At 53.7% G+C, this 20412-nt stretch carries 18 protein-coding genes; 4 read left to right on the top strand and 14 right to left on the bottom strand.

The window, feature by feature from the left end; all coding sequences use genetic code 11:
* Positions 1-6: 6 nt before the first annotated feature.
* Complete coding sequence (locus DG177_RS07740; RefSeq protein ID WP_108812855.1) at positions 7-951, bottom strand: right-handed parallel beta-helix repeat-containing protein; 945 nt, start codon at positions 949-951, stop codon at positions 7-9.
* A gap of 275 nt (positions 952-1226) precedes the next feature.
* On the opposite strand from DG177_RS07740, the gene DG177_RS07735 reads away from it, so the two are divergent.
* Complete coding sequence (locus DG177_RS07735) at positions 1227-1862, top strand: PEPxxWA-CTERM sorting domain-containing protein (RefSeq protein WP_337658629.1); 636 nt, start codon at positions 1227-1229, stop codon at positions 1860-1862.
* A gap of 48 nt (positions 1863-1910) precedes the next feature.
* Here DG177_RS07735 and metH read toward each other — a convergent pair whose 3' ends face one another.
* Genes metH through DG177_RS07715 form a run of 4 tightly spaced genes read right to left on the bottom strand, consistent with a single transcriptional unit; the run spans position 1911 to position 7602 of the window.
* Positions 1911-4541, bottom strand: a complete 2631-nt coding sequence (gene metH / locus DG177_RS07730; protein WP_108810955.1) for a methionine synthase — start codon at positions 4539-4541, stop codon at positions 1911-1913.
* Between the two features lie 36 nt (positions 4542-4577).
* Positions 4578-5624: a homocysteine S-methyltransferase family protein gene (locus tag DG177_RS07725; RefSeq protein ID WP_108812853.1), complete on the bottom strand. Its 1047-nt coding sequence runs from the start codon at positions 5622-5624 to the stop codon at positions 4578-4580.
* Entirely contained in the window at positions 5624-6580 is a 957-nt protein-coding gene (metF, locus tag DG177_RS07720) for a methylenetetrahydrofolate reductase (RefSeq protein WP_108810954.1), read from the bottom strand. The genes DG177_RS07725 and metF overlap by 1 nt, the downstream gene beginning before the upstream one ends.
* Positions 6577-7602: a metalloregulator ArsR/SmtB family transcription factor gene (locus DG177_RS07715; protein WP_108810953.1), complete on the bottom strand. Its 1026-nt coding sequence runs from the start codon at positions 7600-7602 to the stop codon at positions 6577-6579. Before DG177_RS07715 ends, metF begins: the two co-directional genes overlap by 4 nt.
* A gap of 233 nt (positions 7603-7835) precedes the next feature.
* Between DG177_RS07715 and DG177_RS07710 the strand changes: the two genes are divergently transcribed.
* Complete coding sequence (locus DG177_RS07710; RefSeq protein ID WP_108810952.1) at positions 7836-8207, top strand: hypothetical protein; 372 nt, start codon at positions 7836-7838, stop codon at positions 8205-8207.
* 112 nt (positions 8208-8319) lie between these two features.
* The gene (locus DG177_RS07705) at positions 8320-8511 is read left to right on the top strand and encodes a hypothetical protein (protein WP_108810951.1); all 192 of its coding nucleotides are present in this window, start codon (positions 8320-8322) and stop codon (positions 8509-8511) included.
* Positions 8512-8519: 8 nt separating this feature from the next.
* Here DG177_RS07705 and bla read toward each other — a convergent pair whose 3' ends face one another.
* Positions 8520-9623, bottom strand: a complete 1104-nt coding sequence (gene bla, locus DG177_RS07700) for a class A beta-lactamase (RefSeq protein WP_108810950.1) — start codon at positions 9621-9623, stop codon at positions 8520-8522.
* Between the two features lie 157 nt (positions 9624-9780).
* Complete coding sequence (locus DG177_RS07695) at positions 9781-11007, bottom strand: phospholipase D-like domain-containing protein (RefSeq protein ID WP_108810949.1); 1227 nt, start codon at positions 11005-11007, stop codon at positions 9781-9783.
* 145 nt (positions 11008-11152) lie between these two features.
* On the opposite strand from DG177_RS07695, the gene rpoZ reads away from it, so the two are divergent.
* Entirely contained in the window at positions 11153-11500 is a 348-nt protein-coding gene (gene rpoZ, locus DG177_RS07690) for a DNA-directed RNA polymerase subunit omega (RefSeq protein ID WP_108810948.1), read from the top strand.
* Positions 11501-11512: 12 nt separating this feature from the next.
* Here rpoZ and DG177_RS07685 read toward each other — a convergent pair whose 3' ends face one another.
* The 7 genes from DG177_RS07685 to ptsP all read right to left on the bottom strand — a co-directional run bounded on the left by DG177_RS07685 (position 11513) and on the right by ptsP (position 20392).
* The gene (locus DG177_RS07685; protein WP_108810947.1) at positions 11513-12379 is read right to left on the bottom strand and encodes a sterol desaturase family protein; all 867 of its coding nucleotides are present in this window, start codon (positions 12377-12379) and stop codon (positions 11513-11515) included.
* Positions 12380-12506: 127 nt separating this feature from the next.
* Positions 12507-12878, bottom strand: a complete 372-nt coding sequence (locus DG177_RS07680; protein ID WP_337658628.1) for a hypothetical protein — start codon at positions 12876-12878, stop codon at positions 12507-12509.
* Between the two features lie 89 nt (positions 12879-12967).
* Complete coding sequence (gene ftsH, locus DG177_RS07675; RefSeq protein WP_108810945.1) at positions 12968-14920, bottom strand: ATP-dependent zinc metalloprotease FtsH; 1953 nt, start codon at positions 14918-14920, stop codon at positions 12968-12970.
* A gap of 157 nt (positions 14921-15077) precedes the next feature.
* A complete protein-coding gene (gene tilS / locus DG177_RS07670; protein ID WP_108810944.1) occupies positions 15078-16025 on the bottom strand; it encodes a tRNA lysidine(34) synthetase TilS in 948 nt (315 codons plus the stop codon).
* A gap of 25 nt (positions 16026-16050) precedes the next feature.
* Positions 16051-16941 carry a hypothetical protein gene (locus DG177_RS07665; protein WP_108810943.1) on the bottom strand — a complete coding sequence of 297 codons (891 nt, stop codon included), beginning with the start codon at positions 16939-16941 and terminating at the stop codon, positions 16051-16053.
* Positions 16942-17043: 102 nt separating this feature from the next.
* Positions 17044-17922, bottom strand: coding sequence for a RodZ domain-containing protein (locus DG177_RS07660; RefSeq protein WP_108810942.1), 879 nt, complete (start codon positions 17920-17922; stop codon positions 17044-17046).
* A gap of 187 nt (positions 17923-18109) precedes the next feature.
* Complete coding sequence (ptsP, locus tag DG177_RS07655) at positions 18110-20392, bottom strand: phosphoenolpyruvate--protein phosphotransferase (RefSeq protein WP_108810941.1); 2283 nt, start codon at positions 20390-20392, stop codon at positions 18110-18112.
* Positions 20393-20412 lie beyond the last annotated feature (20 nt).

Raw genomic sequence — 20412 nt, 5'->3', positions numbered from 1 at the left:
CGGGCTCTACCGCCGTTCGTAGCGGGTTAGTCCCCGGCCCAGGCTGTTATTCGCAATCCGCATCTGGTCTCCGCTCCAGTCGGCGACAAACCAAGTGTTGCGCTCGACACCCTGAGCGAGAGAAGCGCTGTTCGAATGGATATTCAGACCCGCAGAGCTGTGCTTCTTGCCCTCGGCCGCAACCGCAACGAAAGCGCTCCAGTTTTCCTTATTCTGGCCCTGCACAAAGACATTGCCGCTGATCACGCCGGATGCGCCTGCGGGCAGGTCGATCATATAGTTGGTCGAGCGTCCCTGCGTGTCGTCAAAACTGCTGTTGGTCACCGTGATGCGCGGTGCGCGGCTTTTGACATAATGGCCACCGCTGCCTTTTTCAAAGCGGCTATTGGTCACGCTGAGCGAGCCATAATCGCCAATATAGATGCTGTGTGCACAGGAAAGCCCGCGGTCGCAGCGGCCCAGTCTTTGGAATGTCGAACGGTCAATGACAATGCTGCCACTGGCATCATCGGCGGTGAGCAGACCCTGTTCGCTGTTGCGGAACAGCGCGTTGGTGATTGTCAGGTTGCCGCGTTCCAACCGAATGCCGGCGCCATTGCCGTCGGGTACGCGCTGGTTCTGAAAAATGATACCATCCACCACGGCCGACTGGCCGCGCAACACCAATGATGCTTTGCCTTCGCAAATCCCACCATCGAGAATGGTTTGTCCCGCAATGGCTGCGCGATAGGTAATCTGGCCTGCGGTCTGGACCGCACAATCCCCATAAGCGCCCGGTGCGATAACGATAGTCCCGCGACGCGCGCCTATCGCTTCGACCGCATCGGACAGGCTGTAGAAACCCTGTCCGTTCTCCGCAACCGTAAAGGGTGCACTATCTTGAGCCTGCACCACCGCACTATTGGCGAGGGCCAAAACGCCTGCAATCAAAGTCGGGACCGAAAATTTCACGTTCGAAGCTCCTGAAAAACCGGGGAAATATAGCTTTTCAATATCGGTTTCACCAAACCAACACAATATCCCGAATGACCCTGTCCCAAATATATGCACATAATGAGGCACGGGTTAATTTTTGCGCCGCCAAAGAGATTTGATCCCGACCGCAACAGGAGTACCGAAACGGGACAGTTGTGATCCAGGTCATAGTTTTACGGTTACCAATTTGTTAAAGGCCGAGTCGGGTCGCATTGTTACGCGGGCACAGCGCTCGCCGAGGGAATTTTACAATGCAAAAACTATTGATCACCGCTGCTGCTTTTGGTGCTCTGGCAACTGCCGGACCGGCAAATGCCGCGATTGTCATGGGTGAGCTAACCGGCGGAAGCGCGTTCAACAATGGCGGTATGTTTGAACAGCTTAACCCTGCTCCTGGTTTCACTGTTGGCAATAATCATCAACAATCAAATAATCTATTTGCTTTTGACGAGCAGCAAGCTGTGACTCTGTTATCCGCAGTTGGTGGTCTGGCGGCAGGGACCGTTGTGAACAGCCACTACGTCTTTTTTGATCCCGGCCCAAGTCGCCGCGCTATCGGCTATGTGGATTTTGATGGTGATATATTGGGCGTGCTGACGGGCAAAGGGGCCATGGATATGACCGATATGCTGCTGGGCAATGCCAATGTGAACTATGTCAGTGTCAATCTGCGCGGACTGGAAGCTGCTGACAGTTTTAACACGGTCGGCAATCGGTTGAATGTTAATTTCAAGGCATCGGCACCGGGCGACTATGTCCGCGTTCTGACGGCAGTCCCGGCAGTTCCGGAGCCTGCAACCTGGGCCATGATGATTGGCGGCTTTGGTTTGGTTGGCGGGGCAATGCGCCGTCGTCGCAAGCTGGCTCCAAAAGTCAGCTTCGCCTAGACATCGTAAATTGCTGAATACAAAAGCCGGTCTCGAAAGAGGTCGGCTTTATTCGTTTAAATTGGGCCTCAGCCATTGCCGCGCCCGATCAAGCGAGATATCGCGCCGCTCAGCGTAATCCTCTACCTGGTCCTCACTTATGCGCGCCACGCCGAAGTAGTCGGCTTGCGGGTGACCGAAATAAAAGCCGGAAACAGCGGCCGTTGGGGTCATGGCAAAGCTGCTGGTAAGCTCAATGCCGGTATGTTCGGTCGCGCTCAGCATATCGAATAATATCGGTTTCAGGCTGTGGTCCGGACAGGCGGGATAGCCGGGCGCAGGCCGGATACCCTGATATTGTTCCTGGATCAGCGCCTTATTGTCGAGCTTCTCATCTTCCGCATAGCCCCAAAGGTCTTTGCGGACATGTTCGTGCATCCGTTCGGCAAAGGCCTCCGCCAGCCGATCGGCCAGTGCCTTGATCAGGATGCTGTTATAATCATCCTTGTCTGCCTCAAACCGTGCAACATGTTCGTCAATGCCGTGCCCTGCCGTAACCGCAAAGCCGCCCATCCAGTCATCCGATGTATCAATAAAGTCTGCGAGGCAATTGTTCGATTTGCCTGACCGTTTGCTGACTTGTTGGCGCAGCATCGGCAGGGCGATTTCCTCATTGTCCGGTGCAACCTTGATGTCGTCGCCATCACGCCGTGCCCGCCACAATCCAGCGACGCCCTTGGCGGTTAGCCATTTTTCCGCGATAATTTTATCAAGCATGGCCTGCGCATCTTTATACAGGTCACTAGCGCTTTCGCCGACCACTTCATCGGTCAGGATCGCAGGGTAGGTTCCGGCCAGTTCCCAAGCGCGGAAAAACGGTGTCCAATCAATATAGTCACGCAGCTCCGCAAGGTCCCAGTCTTCATAAACATGCAGGCCAGGTTTTTTCGGAGCAGGTGCTTTTTGGCTCATATCAAGCGCAGCACCATTGGCGCGGGCTTGTTCCAGCGACGCGAGCTTCTTAGCGGTTTTGCCAGCGCGAGCGATACGCACTTGCTCATAATCTTCGCGGGTGTTGGCGATAAAACCCTCAGCCTGCGTGTCGCTGACCAGTTGCGAGGCAACACCGACGGCGCGGCTGGCGTCGAGCACATAGACGGTCGGGCCGGAATAAGCAGGTTCGATGCGCAGCGCGGTGTGAGTTTTGGAAGTTGTCGCCCCGCCAATGAGCAACGGCATCGTCATCTTGGCACGCTCCATCTCTTCGGAGACGGTGACCATTTCGTCGAGTGATGGCGTGATCAGGCCGGATAATCCGATCATGTCTGCGTCGTTTTCGTTGGCGGCCTTCAAGATGTCGGTCCACGGGACCATGACGCCGAGATCGATCACCTCAAAGCCGTTACATTGCAGTACGACACCGACGATATTTTTGCCGATATCATGCACGTCGCCCTTGACCGTCGCCATGATGATCTTGCCTTTGCCCTTGGCGCCTTCTTCTTTTTCCTCTTCGATAAAGGGAAAGAGATGGGCAACGGCCTTTTTCATCACGCGCGCGGATTTGACCACTTGTGGCAGGAACATTTTTCCAGAACCGAATAGATCACCGACCACGTTCATGCCGTCCATCAGAGGGCCTTCGATGACCTCAATGGGCCGCCCACCCGCATCCCTGACGGAAACGCGCATTTCTTCGGTATCTTCGATAATATGGGCATCAATGCCTTTGACCAGCGCATGTTCTAGCCGTTTGACGACATCATAGCCGCGCCATTCAGCAGCAGCTTTCTCCGCCGCTTTGTCGGTACCGCGGAATTTTTCGGCCAGCGTGATTAGCCGGTCCGTCGCATCACCGCCCTCTTTGGGTTCGCGATCCAGAATCACATCTTCGCAATGCTCGCGCAGGACGGGATCGATATCATCATAGATATCCAGCTGGCCAGCATTGACAATCGCCATGTCGAGCCCGGCGGGTATGGCGTGATAGAGAAAGACGCTGTGCATCGCCCGGCGCACCGGTTCGTTGCCGCGAAAGCTGAAAGACAGGTTCGACAGGCCGCCAGAAAAATGGACATGTGGACAGCGCGCCTTGATTTCGCCGACCGCTTCGATGAAATCCAGTCCGTACCGACGATGCTCGTCTATCCCGGTCGCCACCGCGAATACATTGGGATCGAAAATAATATCTTCCGGCGGAAAGCCGATACCGGTCAGTAATTTATAAGCACGCTCGCAAATCTCGACCTTGCGCTCTTTGGTATCCGCTTGCCCGGTTTCGTCAAACGCCATGACGACAACGGCTGCGCCATAGGCCATGCACTTGCGGGCATGGGCGAGGAATTCATCTTCGCCTTCCTTCATCGAGATCGAATTGACAATCGGTTTGCCCGACACACATTTCAGGCCCGCTTCGATGACCGACCATTTGGAGCTGTCGATCATCACCGGCACGCGGGCGATATCGGGTTCTGCCGCGATCAGCTTGAGGAAGGTTGTCATGGCATGTTCAGCGTCGAGCAGACCTTCATCCATGTTCACGTCGATAATCTGCGCGCCATTTTCAACCTGTTGGCGTGCGACTTCCACTGCGGCTTCATAATCATCATTCAGGATGAGTTTTTTGAACCGCGCGGAACCGGTAACATTGGTGCGTTCGCCGATATTGACGAATTGCGCGGAGGATGGGGCTGTGGTCATTTACGGATGTTTCTTTTGATTGTACCGATGATTGGATCAGGCGGCCATCGTGAAGGGCTCAAGGCCGGACAGGCGGGTTTGGACCGCTGGTGAAGCCGCTGCGCGAGGCCTGGCGCTCTCGACGGCCTTGGCAATTGCGTCAATATGTTCCGGCGTCGTGCCGCAGCAGCCGCCGACAATATTGACCAGGCCATCGTCCAGCCACTCGCCAATCAGCGCGGCGGTTTGATCCGGCAACTCATCATATTCGCCCAGTTCGTTGGGCAGGCCGGCATTGGGATAAGCCATGATCAGTGTATCAACTTCCTTCGCCAACATTGCGAGATGCGGACGCAGCTGGTCAGCGCCGAAGGAACAATTGAGACCAATGGTCAGCGGTTTCAGATGGCGCACTGCGTGCCAGAAAGCCTCGACCGTGTGACCGGAAAGATTGCGACCAGACAGATCAGTGAGGGTCATGGAGATCATTAACGGCACATCGCGGCCACTGGCCTCTCCCGCTTCTTGTGCCGCCATACCGGCACATTTGGCGTTGAGTGTATCGAATATTGTCTCGATCAACAGAAAATCAACGCCGCCTTCTATCAAGGCATCGCATTGCTCGCGATACACGCCTTTGAGATAGTCAAAATCAATCTCACGAAATCCAGGGTCGTTGACGTCCGGCGAAAGCGACAGCGTCTTGTTGGTTGGGCCGATGGAACCGGCCACAAAGCGTTTCTTGCCATCCTTCGCTTCGGCCTTGTCACAGGCCCGTCGTGCGATTTCGGCGGATTTGATGTTGATATCCTTGACCAGATGTTCGCAGCCATAATCGGCCTGACTGATCTCGGTTGAACTGAATGTATTGGTTTCTACAATATCCGCACCCGCTTCCAGATAGGCGGTATGAATGCCTTCGATAATATCTGGCCGGGTCAGGCTGAGCAGATCATTATTGCCTTTCTGATCATCGGTAAGCTCCAGCGTTCCGCGATAATCGCGCTCGCCAAGACCGTGATTCTGGATCGCGGTGCCATAACCACCGTCAAAGACCAATATGCGGTCCGCCGCCAGAGCACGGAGCTGTTCGCCGGGACCCATCATGCCGCTTTCTCCTGCGCGGTGCCGGAGGGGCGTTTGCCGAGCAAGTGGCAGATTGCATAGCTGAGCTCTGCGCGGTTGAGCGTGTAGAAATGGAACTGCCGGACGCCGCCGGCATATAGTTTGCGGCACAATTCCGCAGCGACGGTTGCCGCGATGAGCTGGCGGGCGGACGGGTGGTCATCCAGGCCTTCGAACAAATCATTCATCCACACAGGGATTTCGGCACCGCACATACCCGCAAACTTTCGCGTTTGGGCAACATTCGATACGGGCAAGATACCCGGCACCAGTTCGGCATCAATCCCGGCCGCACCGGCCGCATCGCGGAAGCGGAAAAAGGCTTCGGCAGTAAAGAAAAATTGGGAAATTGCACGGCTTGCACCGGCATCCAGCTTGCGCTTCAGATTGTCGAGATCGCTCTGCGGGCAATTGGCCTCCGGATGCGTTTCCGGATAGGCCGCCACCGAAATCTCGAAGGGGGCAATGTCCTTCAACCCTTTGACAAGTTCCGCAGCACTTTTGTAACCTTCTGGATGCGGTTCAAACACCTGTCCTTCCGCGGGCGGGTCTCCGCGCAAGGCAACAATATGACGCACACCGGCTTCCCAATAAGACTGTGCAACTTCTGTAATCTCAGCTTTGCTCGCCCCGACACAGGTCAAATGTGCGGCGGCCGGAATATTTGTTTCCTTGGCAATGCGCGCAACCGTCGCATGTGTCCGTTCCCGCGTTGATCCACCGGCACCATATGTCACCGATACAAAACGCGGATTGAGGGGCTCCAAGGTAACGACACTATCCCATAATGTCTGCTCCATCCTCTCGGTTTTCGGAGGAAAAAACTCAAAGGAAACGTCAGCATCGCCGCTCAACCCGGCAAATAACGGGACGTCAAGCGCCCGCTTTGCTTCTTCCAGTTCATTCAGGCCCAATGGCCGTGGCTGTTCGTTCATAAGGATGCTCTTTTTGGGGACAGGGATTTAGAGGGGGCGATGCCGCTACCGGTCTGAATACGGGATAGTCCTGACTTGCGGCCGACCCATATCTTTACAGTAAGTTCACCGCCGTCCAGCGTCCGGCTTTGCACCATGTCAATGTGGGACGCTGCGAACCAGCTCTTCATGCTATCATCGGAAAACCCAAGTCGCGCATGGGCATGAGCCGTACGCAGCTCTTCGCGATCATGTGATGCAAAATCGGCTATCATTACTGTTCCGCCATCGCCCAACACCCTTGAAACTTCGGTCAGAACGGCCTCGGGATGTTGGGCATAATGCAGAACTTGATGCAGAAGGACACAATCAACCTGACCATCGTCAATTGGCAAATGATTGAAATCACCAAGCCTAAGCTCGGTCTTTCGGGCCAGAGCGGCTTGTTCGGTCTTGTCACTTTCATTGCCCAAAATCTTAGCCCTTGCGAGCCGGAGCATTTCGGGGCTTTTGTCGAGTGCGGTTACTTTTTCGGAATTTGGTCCAAACAGTTCCACCATCCGGCCGGTTCCTGTCCCAATATCCAGCATATGGCCAAGACTTACGTCTTTTAGCAGTGCGAGCATGGCCTGTTCGACATCGTCTTCGGGAAGATGCAACGATCGAATGGCATCCCATTCCTCAGCATGGGCTTCGAAGTAGCGCTCCGCCGTTTCGGCCCTTGCTTGACGAACGAGGGCCAGCTTGGCCTCATCATCAATTGCCTGCTGCGAAGAAACCACATTGTCAGAACGGAAAAGTCGCCGCATAATATCGAGCTCGGCAGATTGTCCCGGACGCAGAAATACCCAGCTACCTTCTTTGCGACGCTCGGCCAGGCCAGCTTCATCCAATATTCTTATGTGACGGGAGATGCGTGGTTGGCTTTGTTCCAATATCTGCGCAAGCTCACCAACGGCAAGCTCCATTTTGAGCAGAAGCAGCATGATTCGTATCCGCGTGGGATCGGCTAGCGCTCGAAATATGTCCAATATGGTGTCCATGAAGGAAAGACATATAAAGAATTCTTTATATGCTGTCAATCTGCTAGATTTGCTGGACTTGAATTAGATTTGTTATGAATTGTGGCGAAAAAAAGTCCAACGTAAGCATAGGCTAAGGATGTTCGCCATTGCTATCCGATTTTCAAGCGTTTATTGAGCGCGGCGCGTCGGCAAATTGAGGGAGTAATTCATTTGTCGCGTAGTTTTTGAGGAAAAAGTAAAGGGTTTACCCAATGAAAAAAGTTACAACATCAATCGCTCTTGCTGCCGCTCTTGGGCTGGCTGCATGTTCCGGTGCTGCTGACAATGCAGAAGCCGGCGCAGAAGAAGCCGTAGAAGGCACGGAAGCAACAGCTGAAGAAGCTGCTGAAGACGCAATGGATGCTGCTGAAGGTTCTGCAGACGCTATGGGCGAAGCTGCTGCTGAAGCAACAGAAGAAGCCGGTGCTGCTGCAGAAGCCGCTGGTGATGCCGCTGAAGAAGCTGCTGACGATGCGACCGACGCTGTTGGCGAAGCTGCAGACACGGCAAAAGACGCCGCTTCAGACGCTGCAAGCAAAATGATCGACAAAGGTGCTGAAGCTGCCAAAAAAGCAGTAGAATAATCCTTTTGACATTCGACGAAAAAAAGGGCCGCCCATTGGGCGGCCCTTTTTTCTGCGCAACGGCTTTTTATCATGCTATCACGGCATCGATTGGCAAGAAAAGGCTGGCTTTATGAAAAAGCGACTTTCTATCTGCATATTCTCATTATCACTGGCAGCTTGCGGGCCGGCACAGAATGATCCTGGACCCGGCGGAGTGACGGTGGGAGAAGCGCAGGCCCTCGATGAAGCGGCCGAGATGCTGGACGAACGAAATATATCTTCGGAAGGCGAACCTGCAGATCAGGTTCGGGCTGCAGAATAGACTAACAATTATCGCTGGTGATAGCGTGCTACGGCGCGGGTAACCGACTGCATCATCCGCATCCGTTCGGGTACAGATGCGGTGGTGTCGCCTAACATGACCGCCACAGCATATCTGCTGCCATCAGGTGCAGTCATGATCCCAACATCATTATAGCCGGTGGCAACCGCCCCCAATACCTGGCCCGTGCCCGTTTTATGCAGAAATTCCCAACCCGCTGGCACGCCTGCTTTTAGACGTTTGGGGCCGCTTCGTGTCCGTTTCAAAATCGACTGTAGCAGACGGGTAGAGTTTTCAGACAACAGATCGCCGCGTGCCAAACGATCCAATGCGTTGACTATAGCGCCAGGGCTAGCACCATCTATCGGATCAGCGAGGTAAGCCGCCAATGCCTGACGACGTCTCTCGAGTGGCAGATTGGCCCTCGCGGTGTAGAATTTACGCCCTTCGGATAGGTTCTGGTTCCACTTGAGTCCCGCAATCTGGCTCTGCATCAACCGTTCACCAGGACCAAATTTGATTTTGCCAAGTCGACTTCGCCTTATGAAATCATTGACGGCATCGGGTCCTCCCGCATGCCGGAGCAGCGCATCATTGGCAGTGTTGTCGCTGAAAGCGAGGGATTTTTCCAGCAGGGTAAAAACACTTTTGACGACACCGCCTTCGCGTTTCACTTCCGCCGCGAGGGGTTGGTAAAAAAGGGTCAGATCATCGGGGCCAATACGTATGGAATCCGACAGTGAGATCCGTCCCTGATCAACCTTGTCCAGAAGTGCCATCGCGACCCATAGTTTGGACACGCTTTGTTGCGGGAAATTTTGATCCTCGCGATGGCCAATGCTCCAGCCATTGTCGATACTCTTGATCGCGATGCCGGTTTTTCCGGGAAAGCTGCGCCATAGATCAGCTATCTCTCGTTCCAGAACAGGATCGGGGCGGTCTTGAGACCTTGTGGGAGTAACGGCAGCTTGGGTTGATTGTGGATTTTCGCTCCGCGATTGCGGTGCCTCTGTTCGTTGATTGGCGGTTACAGGTCGTCCCTTTGATGGGGCGACACAGGCTGTGACAATACTAAACAGAACAGTAATGGTAAGCGCACGAAAATAACTCATAACTATACATCATTCCCTGTTTCGGATGGCACAGCATGCGGTGCATATGCCGTGCCATTAAACATAAGTATCTTCTGTAAGTAACCCGACTCGCCTGAACAGGGCCAAAACCGGTCTTTGCGGTGAACGATTCTCAGTGTGCGACAAACAGCAGTGATTATTTCTTCACTCCGAAGTTCAGCCGCCGAGTAACGGTATAGTCCAGTATGTTCACAACGAAATAGGACAGGGCCCAGCGCAGCCGGTTGAGCAAGCCCTTTCTTGTTTTGTGCAGTTCCTTTGAAATTGGCAGGGCATCTCTGCACATTTCGTCAATGATCAGACGGGCATGATCCGCAAAGGCCTGATCTTCAACCCGGACCATCATCTCCACATTGATGAAAAGGCTACGAATATCGAAATTGGCAGAACCCGCATAAACTGCGTTATCGATGACCACAAATTTGGTATGGAGCCGCTTGCGTTGATATTCATAAATCCGTGCGCCACGCTTCAGCAAATAGCCGTAAAGCAGTCGACTGGCGCCGATAGTTGCAGCATTGTCGGTTTTGCCTGCCAGAATGAGCCGGTTTCTGCCCCCGCGTTTGGACAGTCGCGCAATCCGCCGCAAAAGTCCCTGACCAGGCGAAAAATAGGCGCTGACCAGATCAAGCTGTTTGCCGCGCTCGAGGTCTTTCTTAATTGCCCAGGCCCAGCGGCTAAGGCGATTGCTGGGTCCGCCAAGCAGCCAACGAAATGGGCCATCCCCGGAATCCCAAAGTCGCACCATCTTGCGTAGAGATCGCATGTTGCCATTGTCATTTTTGACCCAGCGCGCCAGCAGTTGATAATAGTCAGTGAGTTTAGCTACTTCCGGGCCATGAATGACAAGTCCCAAATCCTCCCAGCTGGTTTCGTTATCCTCCACATCTTCATCGTCGGAATGTCGATCAAAATACTGATTAGCAATATTGAAACCGCCCACCATCGCCTTGCTATCGTCGGCGATCAGGATTTTTTGATGGTTACGGACGAAATAGCTCGTGGAAAACCTTGGGCTGAACGTAGCGAAGCTTCCGCCCGCTTGTTGCAATGGTTCGAAAAATCTATTTGGCGCGCCATTCGACCCAAAGCTGTCGACCATCAATTCGACAGCAACACCGCGTTTGCAGGCAGCGACCAGAGAATCGAGCACCATCCGTCCGATCTCATCGCCCTCGAACATATAATAAAATAACTTCAACGACCGTTCTGACCGTTCGATAAGATCTATCATTATTTTCAAACGGTCAGCCGGTGCCAGTACAAGTTTCAATCGACTGCCAGCAACATCAAACCAGAGATTATGATCTACCCCTTGAGATTGTTGATCATCTGATCGGGGCTGTGAAGCAGGACTGTCCATTTTTTTTGCATAAATTATTCCCCCTGAACCGACAATTGCTTAAAGTTGCGTGCAGTTCACAATCGATCCAATTTGTTGACAAAAGCGGGTGCAAACCCTAGATGCAGGCCTCTTTTCATGAATTTTAGAGAATCAGGAGCGCCTTATGGCTCGCGTTACCGTTGAAGATTGCGTTGATAAAGTAACCAATCGGTTTGATTTGGTCCTATTTGCTGCACAACGTGCACGCGAAATATCCGGTGGCGCAGAACTCACAATTGATCGCGACCGTGATAAAAATCCGGTGGTTTCATTGCGTGAAATTGCAGAAGAAACGATTAAACCAAAAGATCTCGAGGAAAGCCTCGTTCAGTCGCTGCAGAAAGTGCAGATTGACGATGATGATACGCCAGATGAAATTGGTTCGATCAGCCAGTCTGCCGAGGCGTTGCGCCTGACGGCTGCCGCTCCGCCACGCAGTGCGGGTGTATCAAACGAATATGGCCGCCGCTGATAAGCCGGGGCTTCAATCTGATTTTAAAACCGGGCGGCGCTCTTCGATAGAGTTGCTGCCCGTTTTTGTTTCTGCGCTTCTGTTGCGGGTAAATGGTACCAGCAGGCTCCAGATGAGATTGGCGGGTTTATTGTCCTGATATTCGGATAGACCTATTGTCATGCCATCATGACCTCTTTCCGGTTGCGCGGTATAGGTGCGAAACATTCGATCCCAGATGGTCAGGAAAAAACTGTAATTGCTGTTGGTTTCCCGTGCGATGACTGAGTGATGTACACGGTGCATGTCGGGAGTAACCATGAATAGTCGCAACACCCGATCCAGCCCAAGTGGCAAGCGCACATTGGCATGGTTGAACATGGATGCAGCATTGAGCACGACCTCAAACAGGAAAACGGCGAGCGCCGCTGGTCCGATGAAGACAATGCAAACCAGTTTGTAGGCCATGGACAATATGCTTTCCACTGGGTGGAAGCGGGCACCACTGGTGACATCGAGATCGCGGTCAGCATGATGAACTTTGTGAAAGCGCCACAGGATCGGAATTTTGTGGAACGCGATATGCTGGGCATAAATGAGCATGTCGAGCAAAAGGAAAGCGATAACAATCTCTACCCAAAAGGGAAGCTCGATCAGGGTAAGCAAGCCCCAGTCGCGAAGAGCTGCATAATCGGCCATTCCAACTGCCAATATCGGCATGACCAAACGCAAGGCGACCGTATCGACAATGACCAGAGATATATTAGTGAACCAGCGTGCGCCCTTGGCAAGCACACGCTGTTTGCGCGGCATTGCAATCTCAAGCAGGGCCATGATCAGGAATATACCAGCAAAAGCGCTCAGCCTGATCATTGCTTCATATTGCTCGACGAAGGACATAGGCTTTTGTCGCAGTTAAGAAGGGCAGAAGCAAGGGGAATGGCGGAGGAACTAACACCGGATTTCCGGACCGTTTAGTGCAAGCAGGGCGGTACCTTGCTGCTTTTTTGCCCAACGTTGACGATTGTCAGCAGGGATATTTCTTCTTCATAAAGCCGTGGAATGCGGTTTTCACTTCCATGTCACGCTGAGCCACTGGAATGGTTTTGAGATGGGCGATAAATTCTTTGCCATTCAGTTTGCCTTTGCCCTTTGCTGGAGGGCAGCTAGGAGGCGTTTTTCCGGCTGTGCGTGCGGCTTGGATGTCGTCGCGATAAGCGTTGGTAACCGCCTTCATTTCAATCATGACGGGCTTGCGATGTTTGGAAAACATGGCGCCCATTCCTGCATTCATCAATTTGTCGGCTTTGGGGAGAAACTCGGATACGGGCATGGCCGATGCCGGGACTGCAATCGATAGCGACAAGATGACTGCCAGGCTCCGGATGGATAGCGTCATGAAAAAAGGCCTCCTTCAACATTGAAGAAAGCCTTTTGTCTTTGCTCAACTGAACATCAAGTGAATTATATTTCTAATACACCCTATGTTTAAGCGCCTTGCGGTTTTGGATCGCCAAACGGTCCTTTCCGTTTCTTGCCTGCTTTCGGTATGGACGTACCAATTGTAGGAACCGAAGAGGGCTTGACCACATCACCATCGGGGCGCTCGAACTTTCCATTTTCGACCAGCGAGTCAATTTCGTCACCGGACAGAGTTTCATATTCAAGCAGCGCGTTGGCCAGCAAGTGTAGCTGGTCTTCATGTTTGGTCAGCACATCCTTCGCCCGATCATAGCCTGCATCGACAATACCACGAATCTCGCTGTCGATTTTCTTGGCGGTTTCATCTGACATATGGACGCGCTGGGATTGTGAATAGCCAAGGAAGGTCTCGCTCTGTTCCTCTTCATATTGCAACGGACCCATTTCGTCCGACATGCCCCATTGCGTGACCATGTCACGAGCCAACTTGGTTGCATATTGGATGTCGCCTGACGCACCGGAAGATACTTTGTCATAGCCGAAGATGATTTCCTCGGCGACACGGCCGCCCATCGAGACCGCCATATTCGCGTGCATCTTGTCACGGTGATAGCTGTAACTGTCACGCTCTGGCAGACGCATGACCATGCCCAGCGCACGGCCGCGCGGAATGATGGTCGCCTTGTGGATCGGATCAGAGGCAGGCTCGTGTACCGCCACGATCGCGTGACCGGCTTCATGATAAGCGGTCATTTTCTTTTCATCCTCGGTCATCACCATGGATTTGCGCTCTGTACCCATCATGACCTTGTCTTTGGCGGTTTCAAACTCGTCCATCGCCACCAGACGCTTGCCGCGACGGGCAGCCATCAGGGCAGCTTCGTTAACGAGATTCGCAAGGTCAGCACCAGAGAAGCCCGGTGTGCCGCGCGCTATGGTACGAGCATTCACATCGGGTGCCAGAGGTACTTTTTTCATATGCACTTCGAGAATCTTTTCACGGCCTTCAATATCGGGGCGCGGAACGACAACCTGTCGGTCAAAGCGACCAGGACGCAGGAGCGCCGGGTCAAGTACGTCAGGACGGTTGGTCGCCGCGATGATGATGATGCCTTCATTGGCTTCAAAACCATCCATCTCGACAAGAAGCTGGTTCAATGTCTGCTCGCGCTCGTCATTGCCGTTGCCAAGACCGGCACCACGATGGCGGCCGACTGCGTCAATCTCGTCGATGAATACGATACAAGGCGCGCTTTTCTTGGCTTGCTCAAACATGTCGCGAACACGGCTAGCGCCAACCCCGACGAACATTTCCACAAAATCAGAACCGGAAATGGTGAAGAACGGCACACCGGCTTCACCCGCAATGGCCCGCGCCAGCAGGGTTTTACCGGTTCCGGGAGAACCGACAAGCAAAGCGCCTTTTGGTATCTGACCACCGAGTTTCGAAAAGCGGCTAGGGTTTTTCAGAAACTCAACGATTTCCTCAAGCTCTTCACGCGCTTCATCAATACCGGCGACATCTTCGAATGTAACCTTGCCTTGCTTTTCGGTCAGCATCTTGGCCTTGGACTTGCCAAAGCCCATCGCACCGGAACCGCTGCCTTTTTGCATCTGGCGCAAGACAAAGAATGCGATACCGAGAATGAGTAGGAAGGGCAGGGATTGGATCAGCAGATATTGCCAAATGCTTGGGCTTTCTTCGGCCTGACCACTATACTCGACTCCTTTTTCGTCGAGCAGTTTGACCAGACTTGGGTCGTTGCCAACAGGTGTAGTGGCGAACTTGTCGCCGTTGGTCAGCTCACCCGTGATCTTATCGGGTGCAATCGCAACGGTCTTAACACTGCCCTCGGCAACTTTCGCACGGAACGACGAATAGCTGATCGCATCGCCAGAATCCGCACCTGCGCCTGCTCCAAACATGGAAACAGTCAGCAGGAGCGCGACGATGACGCCAGCCCATATGAGCATGCTTTTCATCCACGGATTTTCCTTGGGATCCTGTTCGTCGTTCATGATGCTTTACGTCCTGTGTTGGTGTCGCCGGTGTATTTTTCCGTCGAATCTATCCTTTAAAGATAGGGGTTTTGCTCCGGATGACAATATAAGCGGCAATGTTTTTACGGATCAGTCTGATCGTATATCTTGATTTGTCATCAAAACCTTGAAATATTTAGCTATTGTTCCGTTTTGGCGCAGGAGCAAAGGTCCAGGTTAACCCGCCTTTGCACAATATATTGCCAATGGTCAGCGTCTCACCTTGCGTGAGACCTCTGATCAACGGTTCCAGCTGGCTGCCACGCGGTGATAATGACGGATCGCAGATATGTAGGCATTTCAACAGCAGTCGTCGGACAATTTCGTGCGGAAAATCATATTTGTCGAGCGTACATCCGTCATCTGTTTGCCGGATATGGGTCATTGCCAATTCGTCAACCATCCAATGGATCGCGGTGCGTGCATCGTCCAGCGCCGCTGCGCTCTGACTGGCGAGCCCGACATCAAAGCCGGACAATTTCGACAATACCTCCCGCACCCGGACGCGATCAAAGCTCTGGTCCTTATTGGATGGATCATCAATGGGAGTGATGCCTTGCGCAGTGACGAACTGGATCAACATTTCCTTTGAAAAGGGGAGCAGTGGCCGGATAATATGACCACGTCTGGCGCGGATCGCCGACATGCCGTCGATACCGCTGCCGCGCAATATCCGCATGATCAGTGTTTCGAGCTGGTCATCGGCATGGTGAGCCGTTGCGAGCAGGGCAATGTTTTGGTGTTCCAGCCAGCCATTGAGCAAAGAGTATCGCGCTTTGCGCGCTTCAACCTGAATGCTGCCGCGAATGGGAGTGGAGGGTTTCAGAATCTGGTGGGGAATGTTGCGCGCTGCGCAAAGGCTGGCGACAAATTTGCATTCCTCGTGGGCTTCAGGGCGCAGTCCGTGATCGACCGTGGCAGCGGCGATCCGGCCGGGAAAATTCTCATGAGCCAGGAGCAGAAGCGCAAGGCTATCGGGGCCGCCTGAAACGGCAAGGCCCATTTTGTCATCAGTTTTCTCAAAATCCGGGACAAGCGCCAGCACCGCCTCACGAAAGCGGTTGGCAGGCGCATTGCCCGTCATGCTGTTTTACAGGCTGCTTTGAGGATCAACTGCAATCTGCCGCTGCCTTTCCAGATGCAACGCGGGCGTTCAGGCGGCCCGATGCTGCGCTTGGATAAACGTCTTGTAACTCAGAGAGTACCCGGCATGCATCGGCTTTTTTGTCCAGTTGTACCAAGGCGGTGCTCAGGAAGTACAGGCTGTCAGGCGCCCGTTCGCCGCGTGGCAATTCCTGATAGTTTTCGTAAAGCGCAACCGAAGCCAGCGCTGGTTTGCCATCATCCAGATAGGCACGACCGAGCAGGTTTTTGGCAAAGCTCGCGCGGCGGTGATTGGGATGCTCTTCGGCCGCCTTTTTAAGCTGTGCCTGTGCTTCGGGATAATATTTGGCTGCCCACAACCGATATCCGTAAATGTAGGAATCTTCACCAGCATCGCCAGTGTCGGGCATCACAATCGAAGCCACCCCGCTTACACGCTCAGGATCAGGAGTTGCTGCAGCAGATGCTCCGCTTCCGGTTGCTGTGGCACTGGGATCACCAGACGGGGTGGTCGACAATGCGCCTGGATTGGTACTGACCGGTGGCACTGCTGCTGCCATCTTGTCCTCAATCTGTTGTAATCGGAAGCCATTTTGCTCGACCTGATCGGTGAGCGATGCCAGGCTGCGTTCCAATGTGTCGACCCGTGCGATAAGATCGGATACCGCAGATGTTGTGGTCGACGGCGTCACGGGACTTGCTGCATCTGGCCTGATTTCAGGTTCAAAAAATCTTGAAGAGCCGCCCGGGAATACTTTGCGCTGAACCGCCCGCATTTCACTTTCCAACCGATCGACACGCTTACCAACATTGCTGTCCTGTGCCGCAACCGGGCTGGCAACCAGTAGGCCAGCAGTTAGCGTTGCGCCTAAAGTGGATAATATCACGGACTTCATAGGGAACCTCCAAATAATAGCACCGTGTTAACCATAGATACCTTGGGAAAGTAAATAGATTTACGGTGATTAATCGCGACAACAGGCGTTCGGATGGCGCCGCTATTGCGTGCTGGACTGATTGCCTGCGGCCTCATCACCAGTGCCGGTCGCCGATCCGCCGGGATCGCTGCGTCCAAGCAGCGCGGCAGCGCTGATGCCGACATCCTTGATTGTCCGGTCAGCAGTTCCGAGAGGAGGAACGACCGCACCATCAATTGTGACCGTTAAGGCGTCTGGCCGTCCGGTCAGGATTTGCGGACCCTTGGCATCAGCAGGAACTGAATATTGTTCGCCTGCCGTCATCTCCTTCTCAAATAGCCGCTCGCCATCTTCATCATATATTTTCAACCAGACAGTTTCGGTAGCGGTCAGCACGACTGCGCCGGTCGCAGAAGGTGTTGGGCCAACAGGCTCAATTGTTCCATCCAGACCACTCTCGAGCTCGCCACCACCTTCGACAAATTCTGCGTCAGAACTGCCGTCCATGAAATCACCTGGTTCGAGAAACAGCGTCCGCCAAACCAGAAATCCGACAAGCAAGATGGCGGCGATGCCTGCGGCTGTCCATGCGAGATATTTGGGCGGAATACTGCTGGGATTGGCCGGTGAATAGCCGCTTGTTTCCGGCTCATAGGCGCTGTGCCCCTGATCATCCATTTCTTCGCGGAGTTGGCTGCCAATCGTCACTTCACTCAAACCAACCGTCCGGGCGTAGGATTTTGCGAAACCGATCGCATAAGTGCGACCTGGCAAAGCTGCAAAATCGCCAGATTCTATTGATTCCAGATGGCGCTGTGGAATGCGCGTCGTCTTGGCAATGTCCTCGATACCCAGATTTTTCTGTTCCCGCGCATGGCGCAGCATTTCGCCAACGCTGTGCAGGTTCAGCTCGGCATTATCCTGGTCCAATTCTTCTGCGTCATTCTCTTCGGCCATCATACTCTCCTTCGGCCGGTTCGCGGTGCGACCCCGATTAATACTATCCGCAAGAAGAAGCCACTAGAGCAATGAAAAGTCAATGATTATCACGATCCCTGGGCTTTCCGATGTTTATCCCGCCAAGGACCAGCGCGTACGGCCGATCATGCCGATACAAGTTATTACATCTTCTCCAGACGGGCGGTTATCAGCCCAGGTCTATCGCCTGCTCTTCAGCCCATTGTCGGAAGGCCGCTCTCGGGTCGTTTGGCGGATCAGACAAAATCTCTTGCAGCTGTTCTTGCGCCACGCTCAGATCAAGCGAACGCACCATCGCCTTGATCGGTCCAACCGATGCCGGCGTAATGGATAAACGTCTGATACCCAAACACAGGAGCGCCAAAGCCTCCAACGGGCGCCCGCCCATTTCACCGCATACGCTCAACTCAATACCGAGATCATCGGATTGTCTGGCCACACGGCCAATGAAGCGCAATACAGCGGGGCTCAGCCAATCGAACCGTTCCGCCAATTTTGGGTTGCTGCGATCGGCGGCAAATAGAAACTGGGTGAGATCATTGGTGCCGATTGAGAGGAAATCAAGCCGGGTCGCCATCTGGTCAAGACATTCGGCCAACGCTGGCACTTCCAGCATTGCGCCATAGCGGATCGACAGCGGCAATTGCTTTTTTCGGTTGCGCAGAAATTCGATCTGCTTTTCGAATACCGCTTTGGCTTCATCAAATTCCCAGGGTTCGGCGATCATCGGGAACATCACGTTGAGCTTTCGCCCGGCCGCGGCCTCGATAAGTGCGCGCGCCTGCACTTTCATCAACGCATCCCGTTCCAGCCCGATGCGCAGCGCACGCCAGCCCATCGCCGGATTTTCCTCTTTCACTTCGCTCGCCTGAAAATAGGGGAGTGGTTTGTCTCCGCCAATGTCGACGGTGCGGAAGACTACGGGTTTGTTGCCAGCAGCATCGAGCACATCGCGGTAAAAGCGCAACTGTCCGGCGCGGCCCGGCATATTGGCAGCAACGAGAAACTGAAACTCCGTGCGAAACAGACCGATACCATCGGCACCTGTCAGATTGAGCATCGCCATGTCGTCGCGCAGGCCGGCATTGATGTTCAAGGTGATCCGTGTGCCGTCTTTTGTAACCGATTCCTTATCCTTTAACTCCGTGTAGGCGGCGCGCTTTTTCTGAGTTAGTTCAATCTGGGTCTCAAACGCATCTTCCATCGACGGACTGGGCCGGACAAACAGAGCATTGTCATCGACATTAAGCAGCAGATGATCATTCTCGCGGACGATCTGGCGGACATTCTTCACCTGACCCAGGATCGGGATATCCATCGCGCGGGCGATAATCGTCACATGCGCGGTCAGCGATCCTTCTTCCAGCACCACGCCCTTGAGCCGCCGGCGATCATATTCCAGCAATTCTGCAGGTCCCAGATTGCGGGCGACCAATATCGTGTCCTGCCGCAAGCCCATGGTCGCCGCTGTGCCCATCTGACCAGAGACAATGCGCAGCAGACGGTTAGCCAAATCTTCCAGATCATGCATCCGCTCGGCGAGTAAGGCATCGTCAATCTGGCGCATCCGCATACGGGTATGTTGCTGCACGCGCTCGATCGCGGCTTCTGCGGTCAGGCCGCTATCAATCGCTTCGTTGATCCGGCGGCTCCAGCCCTCGTCATAGGCAAACATCTTGTAGGTTTGCAAAACTTCTTCATGCTCGCCGCCAACGCCAAATTCGGCTTGATTGGTCATATGATCAATCTGATCGCGCATCTTGTCAAAAGCCGAATAGACGCGGTGGCGTTCAGCTTCGGTGTCCTCGGCCACGGTATGCTCAATTTTCACGCGCGGCTGATGGAAGACAGCATATCCACTGGCTTTGCCCTTAACCAGTTGCAGTCCAGCCAACCGGTCTGCGCCGTCATGATGGGCTTGCGGGGCATCGACTGAATCCTCATCAATCAACTCCGCATTGGCGATCAGTTCCGAAAGCACCATGGCGGCAGTCTGAAAGGACTCAATTTCTTCCTCGGAATATTTGCGCGGCTCCATATGTTGAGCACATAAAACGCCAACTGCCTGCTTATTACGAATGATCGGAACGCCGGCAAAGCTGTGGAATTTTTCCTCACCGGTTTCCGGACGATATTGGAAGTCAGGATGGCTGGCCGCCTCATCGAGGTTCAGCGTTTCCACATTTTTGGCGATATAGCCGGTCAACCCTTCACCAAAAGCCAATTTGGTGACATGGACCGCTTCTTGATTCAGGCCGCGTGTAGCATAGAGTTCGAGCACGCCTTCACGCCGCAAATATATCGAACAGACCTCACTACTGACAGCTTCGGCAATGGTTTCCACGACATGATTGAGCTTTGTCTGTGCGTTGCCGGGAGAAGCCATGATCGACCGGAGCCCGGTTAGAATGTTACGAGCGGTTACAGGGCTGGACGTATGTTTGGTGGCCATGATGGTGATCTAGCAGAGAT

The organism is Sphingorhabdus sp. Alg231-15 (genome assembly GCF_900149705.1).
Classification (GTDB): Bacteria; Pseudomonadota; Alphaproteobacteria; order Sphingomonadales; family Sphingomonadaceae; genus Parasphingorhabdus.
Note: the sequence above shows the minus strand (reverse complement) of the source record. Positions and strands in the feature narration are given on the sequence as shown.

What these genes read in the sequence shown, in the direction of transcription:
- DG177_RS07735 (WP_337658629.1), top strand. Translation starts at nt 1,227, where the DNA reads ATGCAAAAACTATTGATCACCGCTGCTGCTTTTGGTGCTCTGGCAACT.
- metH (WP_108810955.1), bottom strand. Translation starts at nt 4,541, where the DNA reads ATGACCACAGCCCCATCCTCCGCGCAATTCGTCAATATCGGCGAACGC.
- DG177_RS07725 (WP_108812853.1), bottom strand. Translation starts at nt 5,624, where the DNA reads ATGGGTCCCGGCGAACAGCTCCGTGCTCTGGCGGCGGACCGCATATTG.
- metF (WP_108810954.1), bottom strand. Translation starts at nt 6,580, where the DNA reads ATGAACGAACAGCCACGGCCATTGGGCCTGAATGAACTGGAAGAAGCA.
- DG177_RS07715 (WP_108810953.1), bottom strand. Translation starts at nt 7,602, where the DNA reads ATGGACACCATATTGGACATATTTCGAGCGCTAGCCGATCCCACGCGG.
- DG177_RS07710 (WP_108810952.1), top strand. Translation starts at nt 7,836, where the DNA reads ATGAAAAAAGTTACAACATCAATCGCTCTTGCTGCCGCTCTTGGGCTG.
- DG177_RS07705 (WP_108810951.1), top strand. Translation starts at nt 8,320, where the DNA reads ATGAAAAAGCGACTTTCTATCTGCATATTCTCATTATCACTGGCAGCT.
- bla (WP_108810950.1), bottom strand. Translation starts at nt 9,623, where the DNA reads ATGAGTTATTTTCGTGCGCTTACCATTACTGTTCTGTTTAGTATTGTC.
- DG177_RS07695 (WP_108810949.1), bottom strand. Translation starts at nt 11,007, where the DNA reads ATGGACAGTCCTGCTTCACAGCCCCGATCAGATGATCAACAATCTCAA.
- rpoZ (WP_108810948.1), top strand. Translation starts at nt 11,153, where the DNA reads ATGGCTCGCGTTACCGTTGAAGATTGCGTTGATAAAGTAACCAATCGG.
- DG177_RS07685 (WP_108810947.1), bottom strand. Translation starts at nt 12,379, where the DNA reads ATGTCCTTCGTCGAGCAATATGAAGCAATGATCAGGCTGAGCGCTTTT.
- DG177_RS07680 (WP_337658628.1), bottom strand. Translation starts at nt 12,878, where the DNA reads ATGACGCTATCCATCCGGAGCCTGGCAGTCATCTTGTCGCTATCGATT.
- ftsH (WP_108810945.1), bottom strand. Translation starts at nt 14,920, where the DNA reads ATGAACGACGAACAGGATCCCAAGGAAAATCCGTGGATGAAAAGCATG.
- tilS (WP_108810944.1), bottom strand. Translation starts at nt 16,025, where the DNA reads ATGACGGGCAATGCGCCTGCCAACCGCTTTCGTGAGGCGGTGCTGGCG.
- DG177_RS07665 (WP_108810943.1), bottom strand. Translation starts at nt 16,941, where the DNA reads ATGAAGTCCGTGATATTATCCACTTTAGGCGCAACGCTAACTGCTGGC.
- DG177_RS07660 (WP_108810942.1), bottom strand. Translation starts at nt 17,922, where the DNA reads ATGATGGCCGAAGAGAATGACGCAGAAGAATTGGACCAGGATAATGCC.
- ptsP (WP_108810941.1), bottom strand. Translation starts at nt 20,392, where the DNA reads ATGGCCACCAAACATACGTCCAGCCCTGTAACCGCTCGTAACATTCTA.